Origin of the sequence: Mesorhizobium sp. M0408, from assembly GCF_040321495.1 — a bacterium.
Classification (GTDB): Bacteria; Pseudomonadota; Alphaproteobacteria; order Rhizobiales; family Rhizobiaceae; genus Mesorhizobium.
On the sequence record NZ_JAMYRO010000054.1, the window covers coordinates 1 to 21263 of the forward strand.

35 protein-coding genes and 1 pseudogene are annotated in these 21263 nt (G+C 62.2%); all 36 read right to left on the minus strand.

Going from position 1 to position 21263, the window contains the following annotated elements; genetic code table 11:
• A pseudogene (locus NKI67_RS32540) lies at positions 1-119 on the minus strand (EamA/RhaT family transporter); the annotation flags it as partial.
• Positions 120-124: 5 nt separating this feature from the next.
• On the minus strand, positions 125-1105 hold the full coding sequence (locus NKI67_RS32545; protein ID WP_023675121.1) for an RluA family pseudouridine synthase: 981 nt from the start codon (positions 1103-1105) through the stop codon (positions 125-127).
• Between the two features lie 62 nt (positions 1106-1167).
• A complete protein-coding gene (locus NKI67_RS32550; protein WP_254817158.1) occupies positions 1168-1506 on the minus strand; it encodes a DUF190 domain-containing protein in 339 nt (112 codons plus the stop codon).
• On the minus strand, positions 1503-1874 hold the full coding sequence (gene crcB, locus NKI67_RS32555) for a fluoride efflux transporter CrcB (protein ID WP_245274632.1): 372 nt from the start codon (positions 1872-1874) through the stop codon (positions 1503-1505). Before crcB (NKI67_RS32555) ends, NKI67_RS32550 begins: the two co-directional genes overlap by 4 nt.
• Positions 1875-1999: 125 nt before the next feature.
• Positions 2000-2386 carry a fluoride efflux transporter CrcB gene (gene crcB / locus NKI67_RS32560; protein WP_023675123.1) on the minus strand — a complete coding sequence of 129 codons (387 nt, stop codon included), beginning with the start codon at positions 2384-2386 and terminating at the stop codon, positions 2000-2002.
• Positions 2387-2416: 30 nt separating this feature from the next.
• Positions 2417-3247 carry an aspartyl/asparaginyl beta-hydroxylase domain-containing protein gene (locus tag NKI67_RS32565; protein ID WP_023675124.1) on the minus strand — a complete coding sequence of 277 codons (831 nt, stop codon included), beginning with the start codon at positions 3245-3247 and terminating at the stop codon, positions 2417-2419.
• A gap of 136 nt (positions 3248-3383) precedes the next feature.
• Positions 3384-4694 carry a replication-associated recombination protein A gene (locus NKI67_RS32570; protein ID WP_023675125.1) on the minus strand — a complete coding sequence of 437 codons (1311 nt, stop codon included), beginning with the start codon at positions 4692-4694 and terminating at the stop codon, positions 3384-3386.
• A 43-nt stretch (positions 4695-4737) separates the two neighbouring features.
• The gene (locus tag NKI67_RS32575; RefSeq protein WP_023675126.1) at positions 4738-6225 is read right to left on the minus strand and encodes a DegQ family serine endoprotease; all 1488 of its coding nucleotides are present in this window, start codon (positions 6223-6225) and stop codon (positions 4738-4740) included.
• A gap of 193 nt (positions 6226-6418) precedes the next feature.
• Positions 6419-6850: a 50S ribosomal protein L17 gene (gene rplQ, locus NKI67_RS32580; protein WP_023675127.1), complete on the minus strand. Its 432-nt coding sequence runs from the start codon at positions 6848-6850 to the stop codon at positions 6419-6421.
• 116 nt (positions 6851-6966) lie between these two features.
• Positions 6967-7977: a DNA-directed RNA polymerase subunit alpha gene (locus tag NKI67_RS32585; protein ID WP_023675128.1), complete on the minus strand. Its 1011-nt coding sequence runs from the start codon at positions 7975-7977 to the stop codon at positions 6967-6969.
• A 104-nt stretch (positions 7978-8081) separates the two neighbouring features.
• Positions 8082-8471 (minus strand): 30S ribosomal protein S11, encoded by a 390-nt coding sequence (gene rpsK, locus NKI67_RS32590; RefSeq protein WP_006205444.1) that lies wholly within the window; start codon positions 8469-8471, stop codon positions 8082-8084.
• 123 nt (positions 8472-8594) lie between these two features.
• Positions 8595-8963, minus strand: a complete 369-nt coding sequence (gene rpsM, locus NKI67_RS32595; RefSeq protein WP_006205445.1) for a 30S ribosomal protein S13 — start codon at positions 8961-8963, stop codon at positions 8595-8597.
• 198 nt (positions 8964-9161) lie between these two features.
• Positions 9162-9773: an adenylate kinase gene (locus NKI67_RS32600; RefSeq protein ID WP_023675129.1), complete on the minus strand. Its 612-nt coding sequence runs from the start codon at positions 9771-9773 to the stop codon at positions 9162-9164.
• On the minus strand, positions 9770-11110 hold the full coding sequence (gene secY, locus NKI67_RS32605; RefSeq protein WP_023675130.1) for a preprotein translocase subunit SecY: 1341 nt from the start codon (positions 11108-11110) through the stop codon (positions 9770-9772). Before secY ends, NKI67_RS32600 begins: the two co-directional genes overlap by 4 nt.
• Positions 11111-11301: 191 nt before the next feature.
• Positions 11302-11775, minus strand: coding sequence for a 50S ribosomal protein L15 (gene rplO / locus NKI67_RS32610; protein WP_023675131.1), 474 nt, complete (start codon positions 11773-11775; stop codon positions 11302-11304).
• A gap of 22 nt (positions 11776-11797) precedes the next feature.
• Entirely contained in the window at positions 11798-11995 is a 198-nt protein-coding gene (gene rpmD, locus NKI67_RS32615) for a 50S ribosomal protein L30 (RefSeq protein ID WP_006205449.1), read from the minus strand.
• Between the two features lie 24 nt (positions 11996-12019).
• A complete protein-coding gene (gene rpsE / locus NKI67_RS32620; protein ID WP_006333394.1) occupies positions 12020-12583 on the minus strand; it encodes a 30S ribosomal protein S5 in 564 nt (187 codons plus the stop codon).
• A gap of 154 nt (positions 12584-12737) precedes the next feature.
• Positions 12738-13097: a 50S ribosomal protein L18 gene (rplR, locus tag NKI67_RS32625; protein ID WP_023675132.1), complete on the minus strand. Its 360-nt coding sequence runs from the start codon at positions 13095-13097 to the stop codon at positions 12738-12740.
• 85 nt (positions 13098-13182) lie between these two features.
• Complete coding sequence (gene rplF, locus NKI67_RS32630) at positions 13183-13716, minus strand: 50S ribosomal protein L6 (protein WP_023675133.1); 534 nt, start codon at positions 13714-13716, stop codon at positions 13183-13185.
• A gap of 89 nt (positions 13717-13805) precedes the next feature.
• On the minus strand, positions 13806-14204 hold the full coding sequence (gene rpsH, locus NKI67_RS32635) for a 30S ribosomal protein S8 (RefSeq protein WP_006205453.1): 399 nt from the start codon (positions 14202-14204) through the stop codon (positions 13806-13808).
• A 12-nt stretch (positions 14205-14216) separates the two neighbouring features.
• Positions 14217-14522 carry a 30S ribosomal protein S14 gene (rpsN, locus tag NKI67_RS32640; protein ID WP_023675134.1) on the minus strand — a complete coding sequence of 102 codons (306 nt, stop codon included), beginning with the start codon at positions 14520-14522 and terminating at the stop codon, positions 14217-14219.
• A gap of 26 nt (positions 14523-14548) precedes the next feature.
• A complete protein-coding gene (gene rplE / locus NKI67_RS32645; RefSeq protein ID WP_008875670.1) occupies positions 14549-15127 on the minus strand; it encodes a 50S ribosomal protein L5 in 579 nt (192 codons plus the stop codon).
• A complete protein-coding gene (gene rplX / locus NKI67_RS32650) occupies positions 15120-15434 on the minus strand; it encodes a 50S ribosomal protein L24 (protein WP_023675135.1) in 315 nt (104 codons plus the stop codon). The genes rplE and rplX overlap by 8 nt, the downstream gene beginning before the upstream one ends.
• A 12-nt stretch (positions 15435-15446) precedes the next feature.
• Complete coding sequence (gene rplN / locus NKI67_RS32655; RefSeq protein WP_006205457.1) at positions 15447-15815, minus strand: 50S ribosomal protein L14; 369 nt, start codon at positions 15813-15815, stop codon at positions 15447-15449.
• A gap of 82 nt (positions 15816-15897) precedes the next feature.
• A complete protein-coding gene (rpsQ, locus tag NKI67_RS32660; protein WP_023675136.1) occupies positions 15898-16137 on the minus strand; it encodes a 30S ribosomal protein S17 in 240 nt (79 codons plus the stop codon).
• An 11-nt stretch (positions 16138-16148) separates the two neighbouring features.
• The gene (gene rpmC, locus NKI67_RS32665; RefSeq protein ID WP_006205459.1) at positions 16149-16349 is read right to left on the minus strand and encodes a 50S ribosomal protein L29; all 201 of its coding nucleotides are present in this window, start codon (positions 16347-16349) and stop codon (positions 16149-16151) included.
• A 13-nt stretch (positions 16350-16362) separates the two neighbouring features.
• Positions 16363-16776, minus strand: coding sequence for a 50S ribosomal protein L16 (gene rplP / locus NKI67_RS32670; RefSeq protein WP_006205460.1), 414 nt, complete (start codon positions 16774-16776; stop codon positions 16363-16365).
• A gap of 27 nt (positions 16777-16803) precedes the next feature.
• Entirely contained in the window at positions 16804-17529 is a 726-nt protein-coding gene (gene rpsC, locus NKI67_RS32675; RefSeq protein WP_023675137.1) for a 30S ribosomal protein S3, read from the minus strand.
• Positions 17529-17918, minus strand: coding sequence for a 50S ribosomal protein L22 (gene rplV, locus NKI67_RS32680; RefSeq protein ID WP_006205462.1), 390 nt, complete (start codon positions 17916-17918; stop codon positions 17529-17531). Before rplV ends, rpsC begins: the two co-directional genes overlap by 1 nt.
• Before the next feature lie 2 nt (positions 17919-17920).
• Positions 17921-18199: a 30S ribosomal protein S19 gene (gene rpsS / locus NKI67_RS32685; RefSeq protein ID WP_006205463.1), complete on the minus strand. Its 279-nt coding sequence runs from the start codon at positions 18197-18199 to the stop codon at positions 17921-17923.
• A 16-nt stretch (positions 18200-18215) separates the two neighbouring features.
• Positions 18216-19049: a 50S ribosomal protein L2 gene (gene rplB, locus NKI67_RS32690; protein ID WP_023675138.1), complete on the minus strand. Its 834-nt coding sequence runs from the start codon at positions 19047-19049 to the stop codon at positions 18216-18218.
• 23 nt (positions 19050-19072) lie between these two features.
• Complete coding sequence (locus NKI67_RS32695; RefSeq protein ID WP_023675139.1) at positions 19073-19366, minus strand: 50S ribosomal protein L23; 294 nt, start codon at positions 19364-19366, stop codon at positions 19073-19075.
• The gene (gene rplD, locus NKI67_RS32700; protein WP_023675140.1) at positions 19363-19983 is read right to left on the minus strand and encodes a 50S ribosomal protein L4; all 621 of its coding nucleotides are present in this window, start codon (positions 19981-19983) and stop codon (positions 19363-19365) included. The genes NKI67_RS32695 and rplD overlap by 4 nt, the downstream gene beginning before the upstream one ends.
• Positions 19983-20711, minus strand: coding sequence for a 50S ribosomal protein L3 (gene rplC / locus NKI67_RS32705; protein ID WP_023675141.1), 729 nt, complete (start codon positions 20709-20711; stop codon positions 19983-19985). The genes rplD and rplC overlap by 1 nt, the downstream gene beginning before the upstream one ends.
• 96 nt (positions 20712-20807) lie before the next feature.
• Positions 20808-21116, minus strand: coding sequence for a 30S ribosomal protein S10 (gene rpsJ, locus NKI67_RS32710; RefSeq protein ID WP_006205468.1), 309 nt, complete (start codon positions 21114-21116; stop codon positions 20808-20810).
• 63 nt (positions 21117-21179) lie between these two features.
• A partial coding sequence (locus tag NKI67_RS32715; protein ID WP_455749504.1) for an EF-Tu C-terminal domain-related protein occupies positions 21180-21263 on the minus strand: 84 nt, incomplete at its 5' end.

Below are 21263 nucleotides of genomic sequence, written 5' to 3' on the forward strand. Positions count from 1 at the left end.
TACGAGATCTTGGCGGCAACGTAGTTCAGGCCCCACGAAAAGGTCAGCCCGACCATGATGGCGGCGGCCGCCAGATCGACCGCGTCACGACGGTCGAGCGTATCTGTGGCGACGCCCACCGCCGCTAGTCCTCCGCGCTCGCGTCGTCGAAACCGAGCAGGTTCCAGCTCTGGCGCATATGCGGCGGCATCGGTGCGGTGACGTCGACAAAGCCCTTGTCGGGATGAGGGATGACAATGCGGCGCGCGTGCAGATGCAGGCGGTTCTGCATGCCGCCTGGAAAATCCCAATTGGTGTCGGCCTCGAAATATTTGGGGTCGCCGATGATCGGGCAACCGATATGGGCGGCATGGACGCGAAGCTGGTGGGTGCGCCCGGTATAGGGTTCCATTTCCAGCCAGGACAGGGTCTGCGCCGCCTGCTCGACGATGCGGTAATAGGACACGGCGTGATCGGCGCCCTTTTCGCCATGCTTGGCGATGCGCACACGATCGCCGTCGGGCGTCGGTTCCTTGATCAGCCAGGTTGAGATCTTGTCCTCGCGCTTCGGCGGCACGCCCTTGACCAGCGCCCAGTAGGTTTTCTTCGTCTCACGCGCCCGGAACGCTTCGGCGAGCTTCATGGCGGCGAGCCTTGTACGGGCGACAACCAGCACACCCGACGTGTCGCGGTCGAGCCGGTGCACCAGACGCGGCTTCTCGCCCTTCTGGTTGCGCCAGGCTTCCAGCATGTCGTCGACATTGCGGGTGACGCCAGAGCCGCCCTGGACCGCCAGGCCGGCCGGCTTGTTGAAGACGAAGACCTTCGGGTCCTCATGGATCAGCATCTTTGCCAAAACGTCGGCGTCGCCCTGGTTGCGGATCGAATGACCGGTGAGCGGGCTTTCACCTTTCTTGTCGACTTCGAGCGGCGGCACTCGGACCGTCTGGCCGGCTTCGACGCGGGTATCGGCCTTCACCCTGCCGCCGTCGACGCGGATCTGGCCGGAACGCATCAGCTTCTGCAGATGACCGAAACCGAGACCGGGGAAATGGCTCTTGAACCAGCGGTCGAGCCGCATGCCCGCCTCGCCGGCGTCCACTGTGATCTGTTCAACGCCTGCCATGATTCCAATCGCCGTTTTGCAGGCATGCAACGGCATTCGCCGGCACCCGCAATCTCACTCGGTTATTCGTTGTCGGTTCCATATTGCAGAACCTGAACTTTCTCCAGCGTAATCAAACCACTTGTCATGATTGTTTCAAGCACGGGCAGGAAAGCGGCCAATTTTTCCTCGTCATCGACGATCTCGATGACGAGTGGCAGATCCTCCGATAGGCGGAGGATCTTCGTGGTGTGAAGCCGGCTGGAATGGCCGAACCCCATCGCGCCGCGCAGGACGGTCGCGCCGGCGATCTGCATTTCGCGGGCCCTCAGCACGATAACCTCATACAGCGGACGGCCATCTGCCTTGTCGTTTTCGCCGATAAATATGCGCAGCAATTGCGCCTGTGTTGGTATCTTCATTGCCTGGACCCTCTCAGCCGGTTGAGCCGAACTGCAAAGATGTGGCCAAGCCAGACGGCGGCAAGCCAGGCCACCACGGAGATCGCGATATTGAGTCCCGCCGCCACAAGCCTCCCGCCTTGCGCGAGGGTGAGTGTTTCAAGGCTGAAAGCGGAGAAGGTCGTCAGGCCGCCGCAGAAGCCGGCCATGAAGAATTGACGTTGCAGCGGACCGGCGAAGACGCGACCATCGGGTCCCGTCAATGTCGCGTAGAAGCCGATGAGGAACGAGCCAACAATGTTGACGAGGAGCGTGCCGAAGGGAAATCCAGCGCCCCACAGGGCAGTGCTGGTCGATGAGGCAAGCGCCCGCAACACACCGCCGATCATGCTGCCTGCGGCTACGGTCGCATAGAGCCGAACCGTTTCGTTGGTTCTGCGACGGCCAATAAGGCGCGCCGCATGCCCTGCCGCGGCAGTGTCCGTCCCGTCGTGGCGGAGCTTCCGCGGGCCGCTCACGGTGCCCCGCCGCCAATCAGAAGACTTCCCGCAGCAAAGCCCAGCGTCACGCCGCCGAGGCTCAGAAAAACCGAAAGCAGCACATTTCCGCCGGCGCGCCGCCATTCGCCGTCGCGCGCCAGCGCCAGCGTCTGCAGGCTGAAGGAAGAAACCGTGGTGTAGCAGCCGAGGCCGCCGGTAACGGTAAAGGCCCAGATGGCGGGCATGCCGTCGCGCGCCACCGCATGCGCAACGACACCGATTGCAAACGCTCCCGAGACGTTGACGGCCATAGTGCCCCAGGGAAAGGTCTCGCCGACCCGGCGGGCGACGAAGCCGGACAGGAAGAAGCGGGCCATTGCACCGATCGCGCCACCAAGGCAGACAAGCAACAGATGATACATCGTGCTCCTCGCGCCGGTCACACCACGGTGTCAGGCGGCTCCGGCCTTCTTCGGCTTGCTGGAGCCGATCATCTTCCAGTTCTTGTAGAACATGGCATTGATGCGCTCGACGCTGACCGAAACGATGGCGAGAAGAGCGGCGATCAGGCCGGGGAATGGCGATGGCCGGATGATGTCCATGAACACGCAGTAGCGGCGCCCATCATATTCGTTGACCGAGCGGTGCAGCAGCGTGTCGTCGAAAATATAGAGCGGATTGTCGTGCCAGTAGTTCCTGGCGTTGTTGCACTCGACGAAAACCTCGGCCTTCACCGGGAGAAGATTGTAGAGAATGCGCAGGCTGAGCCGCAGCGGTCCGAAATGCCAGGAGGTCGATTCCTTGCCCCTGAACACCGACACGGCGATGGTCTTGATATATTTGAAATCCTTGTTGAATTCGGCGACGTTGTCGATCTTGTGCTTGCCGTACCACTGGTAGACATACATGCCGCGCCGGCCGCTGCCGAAATTGGCGTCGATATCGGCGATGATCTCGTCCTTGCGCGCCTTGAAGACGTCCAGAACCTCGTTGACCTCACGCTGATAGTCCGGAGGAAACTGGTCCAGTTTCCAGACACCGCGGTTTCTGTAGCACAGAAGATCGACCAGCAGATTGAAGGGCGAAAGCAGCCAGGTGAAGATGCCGTTGCCGAGAAAATAACCACTGAACAGCGCCCAGTTCTTGTTGTCATTGCGCAACACGTCGACCAGGCCGAGGACAATGAAAATTGTCGTCAGGATGGGAATGAAATAGAAGCCGAGCGCCAGCAGCGGGATCGCTATGGCGAACTTCCGAAGGGTCTTGCGAGATTTTTTTGTCATTTTTCCACGCGCCAGGCGCGATTCCGTTCTGAATATCGTCGGTACGTTTCTGGCCTGTCCGCCGGCCGAAGGCGCATCTTGATAGGGTTTTTTATCCCGCCAGACAACGGCGATCACACCACTGTGCGGTCGGCAGCTACTTTTCCCGCTCGCTGCGCAGCTTCGCCCAATAATCCAGCCGCTTCCTGATATCGCGCTCGAAGCCGCGCTCTGGCGGGTCATAGAATGTCTGCCTTCCCATCTTCTCCGGAAAATAGTCCTGGCCGGAAAAAGCGTCGGGCTCGTCGTGGTCGTAGCGATAGCCGGCGCCGTAATCTTCCTGTTTCATCAGCTTGGTCGGCGCATTGAGAATGTGCTTGGGCGGCAGCAGCGAACCGAATTCCTTCGCCGCCTGTGTGGCGGCCTTGAACGCGGTATAAACTGCATTGGATTTCGGCGCGGTGGCGAGATAGACGGTCGCCTCGGCGAAGGCCAGTTCGCCCTCGGGCGAGCCCAGATAGTCATAGGCGTCCTTGGCGGCGTTAGCGACGACGAGCGCCTGCGGGTCGGCCAGCCCGATATCCTCCATCGCCATGCGCACCAACCGGCGCCCGAGATAAAGCGGATCTTCGCCGGCGTCGAACATGCGGGCGAGATAGTAGAGTGCCGCGTCGGGGTCGGAGCCGCGCACCGATTTGTGCAAGGCGGAGATCAAATTGTAGTGGCCGTCCTGTCCCTTGTCGTAGATCGGCGCGCGGCGCTGGACGATGCGCTGCAGGGCTTCGGCGCCGAACACCTCCTTTGATTTCGCTGCGCGCCAGACCTCTTCGGCGAGCGTCAATGCCGCGCGGCCGTCGCCGTCGCTCATGCGGATGAGCATCGCCCGCGCGTCTTCATCGAGCGGCAGCGCCCTGCCCTCTGCCTCCTCGGCCCGCGCCAGCAGCTTGGCGATACTGTCCTCGCCGAGCGAGTGAAAGACCAGCACACGCGCGCGCGACAACAGCGCGGCGTTAAGCTCGAAGGACGGATTCTCCGTGGTGGCGCCGACCAGCACGACGGTGCCGTCTTCCATCACGGGCAGAAAACTGTCCTGCTGGGCGCGGTTGAAGCGATGGATCTCGTCGACGAACAGCAGTGTCTGGCGGCCGTTGGAGCGGCGCAGCTTCGCTGCCTCGAACACTTTCTTCAGGTCGGCAACGCCGGAAAACACCGCCGAGATCTGTTCGAAGGCGAGGCTTGTCTCGCCGGCAAGCAGCCGTGCGACCGTGGTCTTGCCGGTGCCGGGCGGGCCCCAGAAGATCATCGAGCCGAGCGAGCCGGAGCCGATCAGCCGCGTCAGCGCGCCGTCGGGTCCGGTCAGATGCTCCTGGCCGACGACCTCGCCGAGGTTCTTCGGGCGCAGACGGTCCGCCAGCGGCCTGCCGGGCGGCGTCTTTTCCGGTTCATCGACACTGAACAGATCGGCCATGCAACTTCTTCTGCCTGGAGCCCGATCATGCTGACGTTCGGGCTCAGTAACGCAACACCTGGCGTAGTATCTGCCCGCCGCGCTCGACGGTAAAGCGCCACCAGCGCGTATCCTGCTGGGCTACCTGTTCCAAGGTCGCCGCCTTGTCGATCGTCAGGCCATTGACCTCACGCACGATGTCGCCTGGCTGGAAGCCAAAATCGGCAGCAGGCGAATCGCGGTTGATGTCGACCACGGTGACGCCTTTGACATCCGTGCGCAGACCGAGCCGTTGGGCAAGCCGTGGCGACAGTTCAGCAACCTTGGCACCGGAAAACGGGCTGCGGCCGCGCAATATGAGTTCCGCAGCTTTGGCGCCCTCAGGCGGCCGTTCCAGCGCGATGTCCATCGTCGCCTGCTGACCCTTGCTCAGAACGCCGAAGCTGGCATTCGTACCAATCGACAGCGTCGCCATCCGGTAGTCCAGCGCCCCGACGCTCTCGACCGGCTTGCCGTTGAGCGACAGCACTACGTCGCCCGGCTTGAGCCCTGCCTTGGCGGCGGGTCCCGCCTCTTCGACCGAAGAAACCAGCGCACCGGTCGGTTTGTCGATGCCGAGCGATTCGGCAATCTGCGGCGTCACCGCCTCGAACTCGGCACCGGCATACGGCCGCTCGAAGAAGTCGAGCCCGGCCTTGGCCGCGTCGGCGAAGGCGCGAACCATGTTCGAAGGGATGGCAAAGCCGATGCCGATCGAGCCGCCGCTACGGCTATAGATCGCCGTGTTGATGCCGATCAGCTGCCCTCCCATGTTGACCAGCGCGCCACCGGAATTGCCGGGGTTGATGGCGGCGTCGGTCTGGATGAAGAAGCTGGAATCGGAGACGCCGATATGGCTGCGCGCCACCGCCGAAATAATGCCGCTGGTGGTGGTCTGGCCGACACCGAACGGATTGCCGATCGCCAGCACCAGGTCGCCGACCTCGAGCGCGTCGGAATCGCCGATGGCGATCACCGGAAACGGCTTGTCGGAAGAAATCTTGAGCACGGCGAGATCGAGCGTCTCGTCCTTAAGCAGTACCTTGCTGTCGAATTCGCGCCCATCGGCAGTCGCGACCTTGACCTGGTCGGCGTCCTTGACGACGTGGAAATTGGTGACCACGACGCCGGTCGGATCGACCAGCACCCCCGAACCGAGCGAGGACTGCGCGCGCGGCTGCGAGCGGCCGAAGAACTCCTCGAAGAACGGATCGCCGTCGAAGGGCGACGTCACCTTGGCGGTCTGCGAGGCGTAGACATTGACCACGGCCGGCGCCGTCTGCTTGACCAGCGGCGCGAAGGACAGCTGCACCTCCTCGCGGCCGAACGGCACGCGCTTGTCGGGGCCTGAAGTGGCGTTTTCGCCTTCGACGCCATGCAGCAGATCGGTTAGCACGTCGGACAGACCGGGATCTGGCTTGGCCTCCTCCGCCAGCGCGTGCCTGGCCGCCGGCACGACGGCCAACGCCATCAAGGCGCAGATCAGAACAATGGACAGCCGTTTAACGCGCATTCCGAATCCTCCAAGTCGGGCGCCATTGTCCTGACGATTGTGCAAAATGAAAGGCTAAGCCGCTGAAATCCGATTATTTTGGGTAGTCGCCGCAAAAACCGGTGACAAAACCCCTACCAGCCCTGCCCGGTACCTTCGGAAACAGAAAAAGGGCCCGGAGGCCCCTTTTGAACTTCTCGCGAAAAACCGAGCCTTATGCGGCTGCAGCTTCCTCTTCGGTGCCTTCGGCCTCGATGCGGGCACGGTCGCCGGCGCCCTTGGCCGAGGTGTCGCGGTCGACGAACTCGATGACCGCCATTGCCGCGTTATCACCGTGGCGGAAGCCGGCCTTCATGATGCGCAGATAGCCGCCGTTGCGGGTGGCATAACGTGGCGCGATGGTATCGAACAGGCGCTTGACGACGCCTTCATTGCCGATCTGGGCAATAACCTGGCGGCGGGCGTGCAGGTCGCCGCGCTTGCCGAGCGTCACCAACTTCTCGACGATCGGACGCAAATCCTTCGCCTTCGGCAGCGTGGTGAGGATCTGCTCGTGCTCGATAAGCGACACGGCAAGGTTGGCAAACATCGACTTGCGATGGCTTATGCTGCGGGCGAACCGGCGGCCTTTAAATCCGTGGCGCATGGCTCTTCTCCTTCATTGCGGTTTCAAGAGGCCTGAGCCCCAGTTGGTTAGCCGCATGATCTTGTCCGAAAAGTCTGCAACTTTTTGCTGCGCTGACCTTCGGTTCGAGATCATGCTCAATATTGGTCTTCGTAACGCTTGGCGAGGTCTTCGATGTTTTCCGGCGGCCAGTCCGGCACTTCCATGCCGAGATGCAGGCCCATCGCCGCCAGGACTTCCTTGATCTCGTTCAGCGACTTGCGGCCGAAGTTCGGGGTGCGCAGCATCTCGGCTTCGGTCTTCTGGATCAGGTCGCCGATATAGACGATGTTGTCGTTCTTCAGGCAGTTGGCCGAACGCACCGAAAGCTCGAGCTCGTCGACCTTCTTGAGCAGCGCCGGGTTGAAGGCAAGCTCGGTAACCTGTTCGGCGGCGACTTCCTTCTGCGGCTCGTCGAAATTGACGAACAGGCCGAGCTGGTCCTGCAGGATGCGAGCGGCGAAGGCCACCGCGTCCTCGCCCGAAATCGAACCGTCGGTCTCGATGGTCATGGTCAGCTTGTCATAGTCGAGAACCTGGCCCTCGCGGGTGTTCTCGACCTTGTAGGAGACCTTCTTGACCGGCGAATACAGGCTGTCGACGGGGATCAGCCCGATCGGCGCGTCCTCGGCGCGGTTACGGTCGGCCGGCACATAGCCCTTGCCGGTATCGACGGTGAATTCCATGCGGATTTCAGCGCCTTCGTCCAGCGTGCAGATGACGTGGTCGGGATTGAGGATCTCGACGTCGCCGACCGTCTGGATGTCGCCGGCGAGAACCGCGCCCGGTCCCTGCTTGCGGACGACCATGCGCTTGGGGCCGTCGCCTTCCATGCGGATGGCGATTTCCTTGATGTTCAAAACGATGTCGGTCACGTCCTCGCGGACGCCGGCGATGGACGAGAATTCATGCAGAACGCCGTCGATCTGCACGGCGGTTACAGCCGCGCCACGCAGCGAAGACAGAAGCACGCGGCGCAGCGCGTTGCCGAGGGTGAGGCCGAAGCCGCGCTCGAGCGGCTCGGCGACCAGCGTGGTCAGCGTCTTCTTCTTCGACGAGAACTCGATCTTGTTCGGCTTGATCAGTTCTTGCCAATTTTTCTGGATCATAGTGCTTTCCTTCCGTTGTCCCGCCACCATCCAATCGTGGCGGGCGACCTGGAATGCCGTGGAGGAGCGCCCTTGAGGCGCTCGCGCGGCGTTCGGTAAATTCTTTAGACGCGGCGCTTCTTGCGCGGGCGGCAGCCATTGTGCGGGATCGGCGTCACATCACGGATCGAGGTGATGGTGAAGCCGGCAGCCTGCAGCGCGCGCAGCGCCGATTCACGACCGGAGCCGGGTCCACAGACCTCGACCTCGAGCATGCGCATGCCGTGTTCCTGGGCCTTCTTGGCAACATCTTCTGCGGCCATCTGGGCAGCGAACGGGGTCGACTTGCGCGATCCCTTGAAGCCCTGGGCTCCGGCCGACGACCAGGCAATCGAGTTACCCTGCGCGTCGGTGATGGTGATCATCGTGTTGTTGAAGGTCGAATTGACGTGGGCAACGCCCGACGAGATGTTCTTGCGTTCGCGACGGCGAACACGAGCGGCTTCCTTGGCCATGATGGTCCTTTCAGTTGATCTCTACACCGCCGTAATGCCAGCGGCTCCACCAGGGAGAAGGCAGTAGGGCAGTATGTCTGCCGTTCCTATTGCCTTACTGCCCTACTCCCTTACTGCCCTAAATTACTTCTTCTTTCCGGCAATCGACTTAGCCGGGCCCTTGCGGGTGCGCGCATTGGTATGCGTGCGCTGACCACGAACCGGTAGCGAGCGGCGGTGACGCAGGCCGCGGTAGCAGCCGAGGTCCATGAGTCGCTTGATGTTCATCGACACTTCGCGGCGCAGATCGCCCTCGACCTGATAGTCGCGGTCGATGGTCTCGCGGATCTGCAGCACTTCCGCGTCGGTCAGCTGGTTGACGCGACGCTCGGCCGGGATGCCGACCTTGTCGACGATCTCCTGGGCGAACTTCTTGCCAATGCCGTGAATGTATTGAAGCGCGATGACGACGCGCTTGTTGGTCGGAATATTGACGCCGGCTATACGAGCCATGTTCTTCTCTTCTCCATATAGGCCGGACGAGCCGGCGCTTCAAGTTGCCCCGCGTCCGGTGGAGGCCGGCCCTTGCGGGAGTTTCCAGTTCAAAGCGGCCTGCCTTGCCCTTGCGGACAAGCAAGCCTCATGCCTGATAGGAAGACGGGCCGCCATACCCCAGCGGACCGCTCCAGTCAAGCGCAATCGTTCGATTCTCTAGCCGGCCGCCTGGCCAACTTTCCGGGTCGTCGCCCTGAGCACCGCCTCGATCTGCTGCGTCACCGCATCGATGTCGGCCATGCCATCGACGCCCCTGAGCTTGCCCTTGGCGTAGTAGTAGCCGATCAGCGGCGAGGTTTTCTTGTAATATTCCCTCAAGCGTTCCTCGAACACCGCTGGGCTGTCGTCCTTGCGCACCGGCAGGCCTGCGGCCTTGGCGTCTTCGGCGCGCTTGACGATTCGGCCAACCAGCGCCTTGTCATCGACGACAAATTCGATGACAGCATCGAGCTCCAGTCCGCGATCCGACAGCATTTCCTCAACGGCGTCCGCTTGCACCAGGGTTCGCGGGTACCCGTCAAGGATGAAGCCGTTTGCGCAATCAGCTTGATCGATGCGCTCGGCCACGATGGCGTTGACGATAGCGTCGGACACCAGTTCGCCAGCGTCCATCACCGCCTTGGCGCGCTTGCCGACTTCGGTGCCAGCCTGGACAGCAGCACGCAGCATGTCCCCCGTGGAAAGCTGTGGGATGCCGTGTCGATCTACCAGTCTTAGTGCTTGTGTCCCCTTGCCCGCCCCCGGCGGTCCAAGCAATATCAACCTCATCTGGCCTTTTTCCCCCCGCGCAGCTTCGACTTCTTGATCAGGCCCTCATACTGGTGCGCGATCAGGTGACCCTGAATCTGCGCCACCGTATCGAGCGTTACACTGACCACGATCAGGAGCGAAGTGCCACCAAGGTAGAACGGTACGCCAGTCGCTGAAATCAGGAACTCGGGCAGCAGACACACCAGCACCAGATAAATGGCGCCGACGACGGTGATGCGGGTGAGCACATAGTCAATATAGTCCGCAGTGCGCTCGCCCGGACGATAGCCCGGGATGAAGCCCGAATGCTTCTTGAGCTGGTCGGCGGTGTCCTTCGGATTGAAGACGATCGCCGTATAGAAGAAGGCGAAGAACACGATCATCGCCGCGTAGAAGGCCATATAGAGCGGCTGGCCGTGGCCGAGCGCCGCCAGGATGGTGCTGGCCCATGCAGGCATATTGGTGGTCTGCGAGAAGCCGGCAACCGTTGCCGGAAGCAGCAGCAGCGACGAGGCGAAGATCGGCGGAATGACGCCGGAGGTGTTAAGCTTCAGCGGCAGATGCGAGGTATCGCCCTGGAACATGCGATTGCCGACCTGGCGCTTGGGATACTGGATCAGCAGGCGGCGCTGGGCGCGCTCGAAGAAGACGATCAGCGCGATGACGATGATGGCCAGCACGATGATCGCCAGGATCAGGCCGGTCGACAAGGCGCCGGTGCGGCCAAGCTCCAGCGTGCCGGAGATGGCGCGCGGCAGGCCGGCGACGATGCCGGAGAAGATGATCAGCGAAATGCCGTTGCCGATGCCGCGAGCAGTGATCTGCTCGCCAAGCCACATCAGGAACATGGTGCCGCCGACCAGCGTGACGACGGTAGAGATGCGGAAGAACATGCCGGGATCGTTGACGATGCCGTTGCCGCCCTCAAGCCCGACCGAAATGCCGTACGCCTGAACCAGCGCCAGAAGCACGGTGCCGTAGCGCGTGTACTGGTTGATGATCTTGCGGCCCTGCTCGCCTTCCTTCTTCAGCGCTTCCAGCGACGGAATGACCGAGGTCATCAGCTGCATGATGATGGAGGCCGAGATATAGGGCATGATGCCGAGGGCAAAGATCGCCATGCGCTGCACGGCGCCGCCGGCGAACATGTTGAACATGCCGAGCACGCCCTTGCTCTGCGACGAGAAGGCCTGGGCGAAAGCGTCGGGATTGATGCCGGGCAGCGGAATATAGGTGCCAAGACGGTAGACGAGCAGCGCGCCGATGGTGAACCAGATGCGCTTCTTCAGATCCTCGGCTTTGGCGAAGGCCGAAAAATTCAGATTCGAGGCTAGTTGTTCAGCAGCCGAAGCCATGCCTGATTCTCCGCTTGGTCACGCTCGATGCCCGCAGCTCAGGCGGCGCGTGTCACCGAAGCTCACGAGATAAGCTCCGGACTGCAAACATGCAAGCGGCCGCGTTGATGCGGCCGCCACATCTGTCGGATCAAAGCACGACCGCAGGCAAAACCGAATTCCACCTTTGCCGACCGTGCTTCAAATTGCCGTTACTCGGCGGCTGCCTGCTCAGGCAACTTCACCGAGCCGCCGGCCTTTTCGATCTTCTCGATCGCGGCCTTGGAAGCACCGGCAACGTCGAAGGCAAGCTTGGCCTTGATGTCGCCGTCCGAGAGGATGCGCACGCCGTCCTTGACGCGACGGATGACGCCGGCCGCAACCAGCGCCTCGGCCGTTACAACTGTCTTAGCATCGAGCTTTTTGGCATCGAGCGCGGCCTGGATGCGGGCCAGCGACACGACGGTGAAGCTCTTGGCGAAGATATTGTTGAAACCGCGCTTCGGCAGGCGGCGGTAGAGCGGCATCTGGCCACCCTCGAAGCCGTTGACGGCGACGCCGGAGCGCGCCTTCTGGCCCTTGACGCCGCGACCGGCGGTCTTGCCCGAACCGGAACCGATGCCACGGCCGAGACGCTTCTTGGAGTGCGTCGCGCCGTCCTTGTCACGCAGATCGTTGAGTTTCATCTGGGTTCTCCTGCGCTCTGGTTCAGCCCTCGTCCACGACGCGGACGAGATGCTGGACGGCAGCGATCATGCCGCGCACCGAGGGCGTATCCTCCAGCGTGCGCTGCTTGTGCATCTTGTTGAGGCCGAGGCCGACCAGCGTTGCGCGCTGCTCCTTCGGCCGGCGGATCGGCGAACCGATCTGCTCGACGGTGATGGTCTTGGTTGCTTTCTTGGCCATGGTCAGATCCCTGGTCAGCATCGACTATTCTTCAGCCGCAACGGCGGTGCCGCGGCGGGCCTGAAGGGTCGAATACTTGATGCCGCGCGCGGCAGCCACATCCTTCGGATGCATCTGGCTCTTCAGCGCGTCGAAAGTGGCGCGAACCATGTTGTAGGGGTTCGAAGAACCCATCGACTTGGCGACCACGTCATGCATGCCGAGCGTCTCGAAAACGGCGCGCATCGGGCCGCCGGCGATGATGCCGGTACCTTGCTTGGCGGCGCGCAGCAGAACGCGTCCCGCGCCCCAGCGTCCCTCGACGTCGTGGTGCAGCGTGCGGCCTGAGCGCAGCGGCACGAAGATCATGTCGCGCTTGGCCGATTCGGTCGCCTTGCGGATCGCCTCCGGCACTTCGCGCGCCTTGCCGTGGCCGAAGCCGACGCGGCCCTTCTGGTCGCCGACGACGACAAGTGCCGCAAAGCCGAAGCGCCGGCCGCCCTTGACGACTTTGGCGACACGGTTGATGTGGACGAGCTTGTCGACCATGCCGTCGTCGCGCTCTTCGCGATCACGGCCGCGGCCGCCATCCCTACGTTCCTGTGCCATATCCTGTTCCTTGTTTTTTTCCGGAAGCACGGTTGATGATGATATCCGGCACCTCTGCAGGTCGCCGGGGGCGAAAACTCTTTTTCCTTCGCATGATCTTATCCGAAAAGTCTGCAACTTTTTGCTGCGCTGACCTTCGGTTCGGGATCATGCTCTAGAAGCTCAGACCACCTTCACGGGCAGCCTCGGCCAGCGCCTTGACGCGGCCGTGGTAGATATAGGCGCCGCGGTCGAAGACGACTTCCTTGACGCCGGCCTTCGAGGCGCGTTCGGCGATCAGCTTTCCGATGGCAGCTGCAGCCGCGGTGTCGGCGCCGGTCTTGAGCGAGCCCTTGAGCTCCTTCTCGAGCGTCGAAGCAGCCGCGATGGTGTGGCCCTTGGCGTCGTCGATCACCTGGACATAGATGTTCTTCGACGTGCGATGGACCGACAAGCGCGGACGATCGCCGGCAACTTTCTTGATCTGGCGGCGGACGCGCTGGGCGCGGCGTTGGGTGGATTCTTTCGAGCCCATGATATCAGTTCCTTGCCTTCAAAAAACGGGGGCAACCATATGCGGTAGGACGAGCCTCCCGCGACCGCTCCCCGCGGCGTTAAAATTACTTCTTCTTGCCTTCCTTGCGGACGATCTTCTCGCCGGCATAGCGGACACCCTTGCCCTTGTAGGGCTCGGGGCTGCGATACTCGCGGATCTCGGCGGCGACCTGGCCGACCTGCTGCTTGTCGATGCCGGTCACCGTGATTTCCGTCGGCTTCGGCACCGAAATCGTCACGCCCTGCGGCGTCTCGTAGACGACGTCATGGCTGAAGCCGAGCGCCAGCTGCAGGTTCTTGCCTTGCATGGCGGCACGATAGCCGACGCCGGTGATCTCGAGCTTCTTTTCGAAGCCGTCCTTGACGCCCTGCAGGATGTTGACGATCTGCGTGCGCGACATGCCCCACTTGGAACGAGCAGTCTTGGTCTGGTCGCGCGGCTGGACAGCGATCTCGCTGCCTTCCATCTTGACCAGCACTTCGTCGTTCACCACGAACTTCAGCTCGCCCTTCGGACCCTTCGCCGTCACGGTCTGGCCGTTGACGGTCGCGGTCACGCCCTGCGGCAGCGAAACGGGTTTCTTTCCAATACGAGACATTTTGTTGTCCTCGTCACTTCTCTTGTTTCAGGTCTCGGCTTTCGGGACTAGATCCCGAAAACCTGTTTCCAACCGGGTCACATACCAGATCAGAAGATCTGGCAGAGGATTTCCCCGCCGACATTCTGTTCACGCGCTTCGTGGTCGGCCATCACGCCCTTCGGCGTCGAAAGGATGGCGATGCCGAGGCCGTTGGCGACGTGCGGTATCGACTTGGCCGAAACGTAGACGCGGCGGCCGGGCTTCGAGACCCGAGCGATTTCGCGCACCACCGGCGCACCATCGAAATACTTCAGCTCGATCTCGATTTCGGACTTGCCGTTGTCGAAGTCGGTCTGGCTGTAGTCGCGGATATAGCCTTCCGCCTTCAGCACGTCGAGGACGCGGGTACGCAGGCGCGAGGCCGGCGTCGAAACGCTCGACTTCTTGCGGCCATACGCGTTGCGGATGCGGGTCAGCATATCGCCGAGAGGATCGCTCAATGACATGTTATGTCCTCCTTACCAGCTCGACTTGACCAGGCCCGGGATCTGGCCGTTATTGCCGAGATCACGAAGCGCGATACGCGATACTTTGAGCTTGCGATAATAGGCACGCGGACGTCCGGTGACTTCGCAGCGGTTGCGGATGCGGGTCTTGGCCGAGTTGCGCGGCAGCGCCGAAAGCTTCAGCTGGGCGCGGAAGCGCTCTTCCATCGGCTTGGACTGATCCATGATGATCGCCTTGAGCACCTTGCGCTTGGCAGCGAACTGGTCCGCAAGCTTGCGGCGCCTGTTGTTCTTCTCGACTGAGCTGGTCTTTGCCATTTCAGATTTTCCTTTTCTCGCTGCCGTTACTGGCGGAAGGGGAAGTTGAAGGCCTTGAGCAATGCCCTGGCTTCGTCGTCCGTCTTCGCAGTCGTACAAACGATGACGTCCATGCCCCAGATCTGATCAACCTTGTCGTAGTTGATCTCCGGAAACACGATGTGTTCCTTGATGCCCATGGCATAGTTGCCACGGCCATCGAAGCTCTTCGGATTAAGTCCGCGAAAGTCGCGGACGCGCGGCAGCGCGATGTTCACGAGGCGGTCGAGGAACTCGTACATGCGTTCCTTGCGCAGCGTGACCTTGGCGCCGATCGGCATCTTCTCGCGGACCTTGAAGCCGGCGATCGAGTTGCGGGCGCGGGTGACGACGGCCTTCTGGCCGGCGATCATCGCAAGGTCTTCCGCCGCGATCGAAGGCTTCTTCGAATCGCCAGTCGCCTCGCCGACGCCCATGTTCAGCACGATCTTGTCGATGCGCGGAACCTGCATCTCGTTCTCGTAGCCGAACTGCTCCTGCAGCGCCTTGCGGATGGTCTCGTTGTAGACCTGCTTGAGGCGCGGCGTGTTCTGGGCAGTTGCCTGCTTGGTTTGAGCCTTAGCCATTGATGACTTCTCCCGAGCGCTTGGCGACGCGCACCTTCTTGCCGTCCTTCTGGAAGATGAAGCCGACGCGGGTCGGCTGGCCATCCTTGGGGTCGGCCAGCGCGATGTTCGACAGCTGGATCGGCGCTTCCTTGGTGATGATCCCGCCCTCTTGGGACTGGGACTGCTTCTGGTGACGACGGATCAGGTTGACGCCGCGCACCAGCGCGGTGTCGTCCTTCGGCTGTACCGAGAGGACTTCGCCCGAACGGCCCTTGTCCTTGCCGGCCAGCACGACGACCTTGTCGCCTTTTCTAATCTTCTGCATTGGTCCGGCTCCTTACAGCACTTCAGGCGCGAGCGAGATGATCTTCATGTGGTTCTTGGCGCGGAGTTCGCGCGGAACCGGTCCGAAGATACGCGTGCCGATCGGCTCTTTCTTGTTGTCGACGAGAACGGCTGCGTTCTTGTCGAAACGGATCACGCTGCCGTCCGGGCGGCGGATGTCCTTGGCCGTGCGTACCACGACCGCCTTCATCACATCGCCCTTCTTGACGCGGCCGCGCGGGATGGCTTCCTTGATCGACACCACGATGATGTCGCCCACGGAAGCGTATTTCCGCTTCGAGCCGCCCAGCACCTTGATGCACATGACACGACGGGCGCCGGAATTATCCGCGACGTCGAGGTTTGTTTGCATCTGAATCATGACTGGCCGCCTTCTTCTTTTCTAACGGGACGGGTTTCTCACCCCTCCCCGGTCTGTCCAAAATTCGTTTCGTTAGCCCTGATCAGGCCTGGTCCGAAGACACCACGACCCAGCGCTTGTCCTTGGAAATCGGCTTCGATTCCTGGATGAACACCTGATCGCCGACCTTGTGGGCGTTGTTCTCGTCGTGCGCCTTGTACTTCTTGGTCATGCGCACGGTCTTCTTCATCACGGGATGCGTGAAGCGCCGTTCGACCTTGACGACAACCGTCTTCTCGTTCTTGTCGCTGACGACGGTGCCCTGCAGAATGCGCTTTGGCATGGTTTTCGTCCTTAAGCCTTCTTGGCCGCGGACTTTTCCGCAGCGATGGTCTTGATACGCGCAATGTCCTTGCGGACCTGCCTCACGCGCGCGGTCTTCTCAAGCTGGCCGGTGGCCTTCTGGAAGCGCAGGTTGAACTGCTCCTTCTTCAGGCTGGCCAGGTCGTCGGTCAGCTGGTCCTGGGTCTTGGTCCGGATGTCTTCGGCTTTCATGATCAGCCCGTCCTTATTCTGCGATGCGCTGTACGAAGCGCGTCCTGACCGAGAGCTTGGCCGCGCCGAGACGCAGCGCCTCACGGGCGGTTTCCTCGTTGACGCCGTCGATCTCGAACATGATGCGGCCCGGCTTGACGCGTGCCGCCCAGTAGTCGACCGCGCCCTTGCCCTTACCCATACGGACTTCGGTCGGCTTCGACGTCACCGGCACGTCCGGGAAGATACGGATCCACACGCGGCCGGCACGCTTCATCTCGCGGGTGATCGCGCGGCGGGCCGCCTCGATCTCACGCGCGGTGACGCGGTTCGGCTCAAGCGCCTTCAGCCCGAAACCACCGAAATCCAGGTTGGTGCCGCCCTTGGCGGTACCGTGGATGCGGCCCTTGAACTGCTTGCGGAACTTTGTGCGCTTTGGCTGCAGCATCGTTCTAACTCCAAATTCCTAAATGTCTTACGCGTTTTCGCGACGGCGACCGCGTTCGCGCTCACCACCACCGCCATGCGCATGATCGCCCTCGGTGGCGCGGCGCTCCGAAGCCATCGGGTCGTGCTCGAGGATTTCGCCCTTGAACACCCAGACCTTGACGCCGCAGATGCCGTAGGCCGTATTCGCCTCGGCCGTGCCGTAGTCGACGTCGGCACGCAGCGTATGCAGCGGCACGCGGCCTTCGCGATACCATTCCATGCGCGCGATCTCGGCGCCGCCGAGACGGCCGGCGCAGTTGATGCGGATGCCTTCGGCACCGAGGCGCATCGCCGACTGCACGGCACGCTTCATGGCGCGGCGGAACGCGATGCGGCGCTCGAGCTGCTGGGCGATCGACTGGGCGACCAAGGTCGCGTCGATCTCCGGCTTGCGCACTTCGACGATGTTCAGATGCGTCTCGGACTTGGTCATCTCCATCAGCTTCTTGCGAAGCTTCTCGATGTCGGCGCCCTTCTTGCCGATGATCAGGCCCGGACGAGCCGCATGGATGGTGACGCGGCACTTCTTGTGCGGACGCTCGATCACGACCTTCGAGATCGCAGCCTGCTTGAGTTCCTTCTCAAGATATTTGCGGATCTTGATGTCCTCGTGCAGCAGCTTGCCGTACTCGCCGGTGTTCGCGAACCAGCGCGAATCCCAGGTGCGGTTGATGCCGAGACGCAGACCGATCGGATTGACTTTCTGGCCCATTATGCGGCCTCCCCTTTTTCTTCGACTTCACGAACGACGATCGTGAGGTGCGAGAACGGTTTCTCGATACGGCTGGCGCGACCACGGCCACGGGCATGGAACCGCTTCATGACGATCGACTTGCCGACATAGGCTTCCGCCACGATCAGCGCATCGACGTCGAGGTCGTGGTTGTTTTCCGCGTTGGCGATCGCCGATTCCAGCGTCTTCTTGACCGTGCCGGAAATCCGCTTGGCCGAGAATTCGAGATCGGAAAGCGCTGTCGCGACCTTCTTGCCGCGGATCAGCGCGGCAACGAGGTTCAGCTTCTGCGGGCTGATACGGATCGTGCGCAACACGGCGCGCGCTTCGTTGTCAGCAAGCCTGCGCGGAGCTTTGGCCTTGCCCATGATTATTTCCTCTTCGCCTTCTTATCCGCGCCGTGACCGTAATAGGTCCGGGTCGGAGCGAATTCACCGAACTTGTGACCGACCATGTCCTCGTTCACCGAGACGGGAACGTGCTTCTGGCCGTTGTAGACACCGAAGGTGAAGCCGACGAACTGCGGCAGGATGGTGGAGCGGCGGCTCCACATCTTGATCACCTCATTGCGACCACCTTCACGAACCTTGTCCACCTTCTTCAGAAGGTAGCCGTCGATGAAGGGGCCTTTCCAAATCGAACGAGTCACTTGGCGTTACCTCTTCTTAGCTCTTGCGCTGATGGCGCGAGCGCAGGATGAACTTGTCGGTCGCCTTGTTGGACCGCGTCTTCTTGCCCTTGGTCGGCTTGCCCCAGGGCGAAACCGGATGGCGGCCACCCGAGGTGCGGCCTTCGCCGCCGCCATGTGGATGGTCGACCGGGTTCATGGTCACGCCGCGATTGTGCGGACGTTTGCCGCGCCACACCGTGCGGCCTGCCTTGCCGTCATTGATGTTGCCGTGGTCCGGGTTAGACACGGCGCCGACAGTGGCCATGCAGGAGCCGTGGACGACACGCTGCTCGCCCGAATTGAGGCGCAGGATCGCCATGCCCTGGTCGCGGCCGACGAGCTGGCCATAACCGCCGGCCGAACGGGCGACCTGAGCGCCCTTGCCGGGCTTCAGTTCGATATTGTGGACGATCGTGCCGACCGGCATCGAAGCCAGCGGCATCGCGTTGCCCGGCTTCACGTCGACCGATTCACCGGCCACGATCTTGTCGCCGGGAGCCAGACGCTGCGGGGCGATGATGTAGGACAACTCGCCATCGTCATACTTGATCAGCGCGATGAAGGCGGTGCGGTTCGGATCGTACTCGATACGCTCGACCGTGCCGACGACGTCGAACTTGCGGCGCTTGAAGTCGATGATACGGTAGGTGCGCTTGTGACCGCCGCCGATGAAGCGGGCCGTGATGCGGCCGTAATTGTTGCGGCCGCCCGACTTGGTCAGGCCTTCGGTCAGGCCCTTGACGGGCTTGCCCTTGTAGAGGCCCGAGCGGTCGACGATGACCAGCTGACGGGTGCTCGGCGTTACCGGGTTGAATTTTTTCAGTGCCATTTGTTCTGTCCTCGCGACCTTGCTCAGAGACCCGTCGCGACGTCGATCGACTGGCCTTCGGCCAGCGTCACAACCGCCTTCTTGACGTCGCTCTGGCGGCCGATCGTGCCGCGGAAGCGCTTGATCTTGCCCTTGCGGACAAGCGTGTTCACGGCCATCACCTTGACGCCGAACAGCGCTTCGACGGCGGCCTTGATTTCCGGCTTCGACGCCTTCTTGGCGACATTGAAGACGACCTGGTTCTGCTCGGAAGCCATGGTCGACTTTTCGGTGATCGCCGGCGAGACGATCACGTCGTAATGACGAAGGTCGGTCATTTGAAGCGCTCCTCGAGAGCCTCGACGGCGGCCTTGGAAAGGACCAGCGTGCCGCGGCGCAGAATGTCGTAGACGTTGATGCCCTGGATGGGCAGCACGTCGATGTTCGGGATGTTGGTCGCCGCCAGCTTGAAATTCTTGTCAAGCTCGGCGCCGCCGATCACCAGGGCGTTGCTCAGGCCCAGCGTCGCGAAATTCGCGATCAGTGCCTTGGTCTTGGCCTCGGTCAGCTTCAGCTCGTCGATGATGATGATCGACGCGCTCTTGGCCTTGGCCGAAAGCGCATGCTTGAGGCCGAGCGCGCGCACCTTCTTCGGCAGATCGTGCTCATGGCTGCGCACGACCGGGCCGTGGGCCTTGCCGCCGCCGCGGAACTGCGGAGCGCGAGCCGAATGGTGACGGGCGCGGCCGGTACCCTTCTGCTTGTACATCTTGGCGCCGGTGCGGGCGATTTCCGCGCGACCCTTGGCCTTGTGGGTGCCCTGCTGTTTCTTGGCAAGCTGCCAGCGCACGACGCGCTGCAGGATGTCCTCGCGCGGATCAAGGCCAAAAATCTCTTCGGAGAGCTTCAGCTTGCCGGCGTCCTTGCCGCCAAGCGTTGTAATCTTGAGGTCCATTATTCCGCTCCCTCTGTGGCCGGGGCCTCGTTCGTGGCGGCACCGTCAGTCGCAACGGCGCGGATCGCGGCGGGCTTCGGCGCATTGGCCGGAAGCGCCACCTTGGCCGCGTCGCGGACCAGGATCCATGCACCCTTCGAACCCGGGACCGCACCGCGGATCAGGATCAGGCCGCGATCGGCGTCGGTCGAGACGACCTCGACATTCTGCGTGGTGACGCGGGTGTCACCCATGTGGCCGGCCATATGCTTGCCCTTGAACACCTTGCCCGGATCCTGGCGCTGGCCGGTCGAGCCGTGTGTACGGTGCGACACCGAGTTGCCGTGCGTCGCGCGGCCGCCACCCATGTGGTGCCGCTTGATGACGCCCTGGAAGCCCTTGCCGATCGTGGTCCCCGTCACATCGACCTTCTGGCCGACGACGAAGTGCTCGACGGTGATCTCGGCGCCAACATCGATCATGTTGTCGGCGGAGACGCGGAACTCGGCAACCTTGGCCTTGGGCTCGACGGAAGCGGTCGCGAAATGGCCGCGCATCGCCTTCGACGTGTTCTTCACCTTGGCAAGGCCAACGCCGAGCTGGACGGCGGTATAGCCGTTCTTCTCCTGCGTGCGCTGCGCCACGACCTGGCAGTTCTCCATCTGGAGAACAGTGACGGGAACATGTTCCCCGGCATCGTTGTAGATGCGGGTCATTCCCACCTTCTTTGCAATCACACCTGAACGCATCGGTTCAATTCCTTTAGAGTTCCCTGTCGGGGCTGTCGCCCCTCCACGCCTCTTGTTCCTTCAGAGTTGCGGGTCGCCCCGCTGACCTCTGGTTCCTTAGAGCTTGATCTCGACGTCGACACCGGCGGCCAGGTCGAGCTTCATCAAAGCGTCGACCGTCTGCGGGGTCGGGTCGACGATGTCGAGCAGACGCTTGTGCGTGCGCATCTCGAACTGCTCGCGGCTCTTCTTGTCGACGTGAGGCGACCGGTTGACCGTGAACTTTTCGATCCGCGTCGGCAGCGGAATGGGGCCGCGGACGTTGGCGCCGGTGCGCTTGGCGGTCGACACGATTTCCCGTGTCGAGGCGTCGAGCACCCGGTGATCAAACGCCTTCAGGCGGATGCGGATATTCTGTCCGTTCATGCGTCACTTCCTTGTTCTGGCGCGGCGCGGGCAGCGCCCGCGACAGATCGGTTTAAGTCCAAATTACTCTTTGATGGTGACGACGATGCCGGCACCGACGGTGCGGCCGCCTTCACGGATGGCGAAGCGCAGCTTCTCTTCCATGGC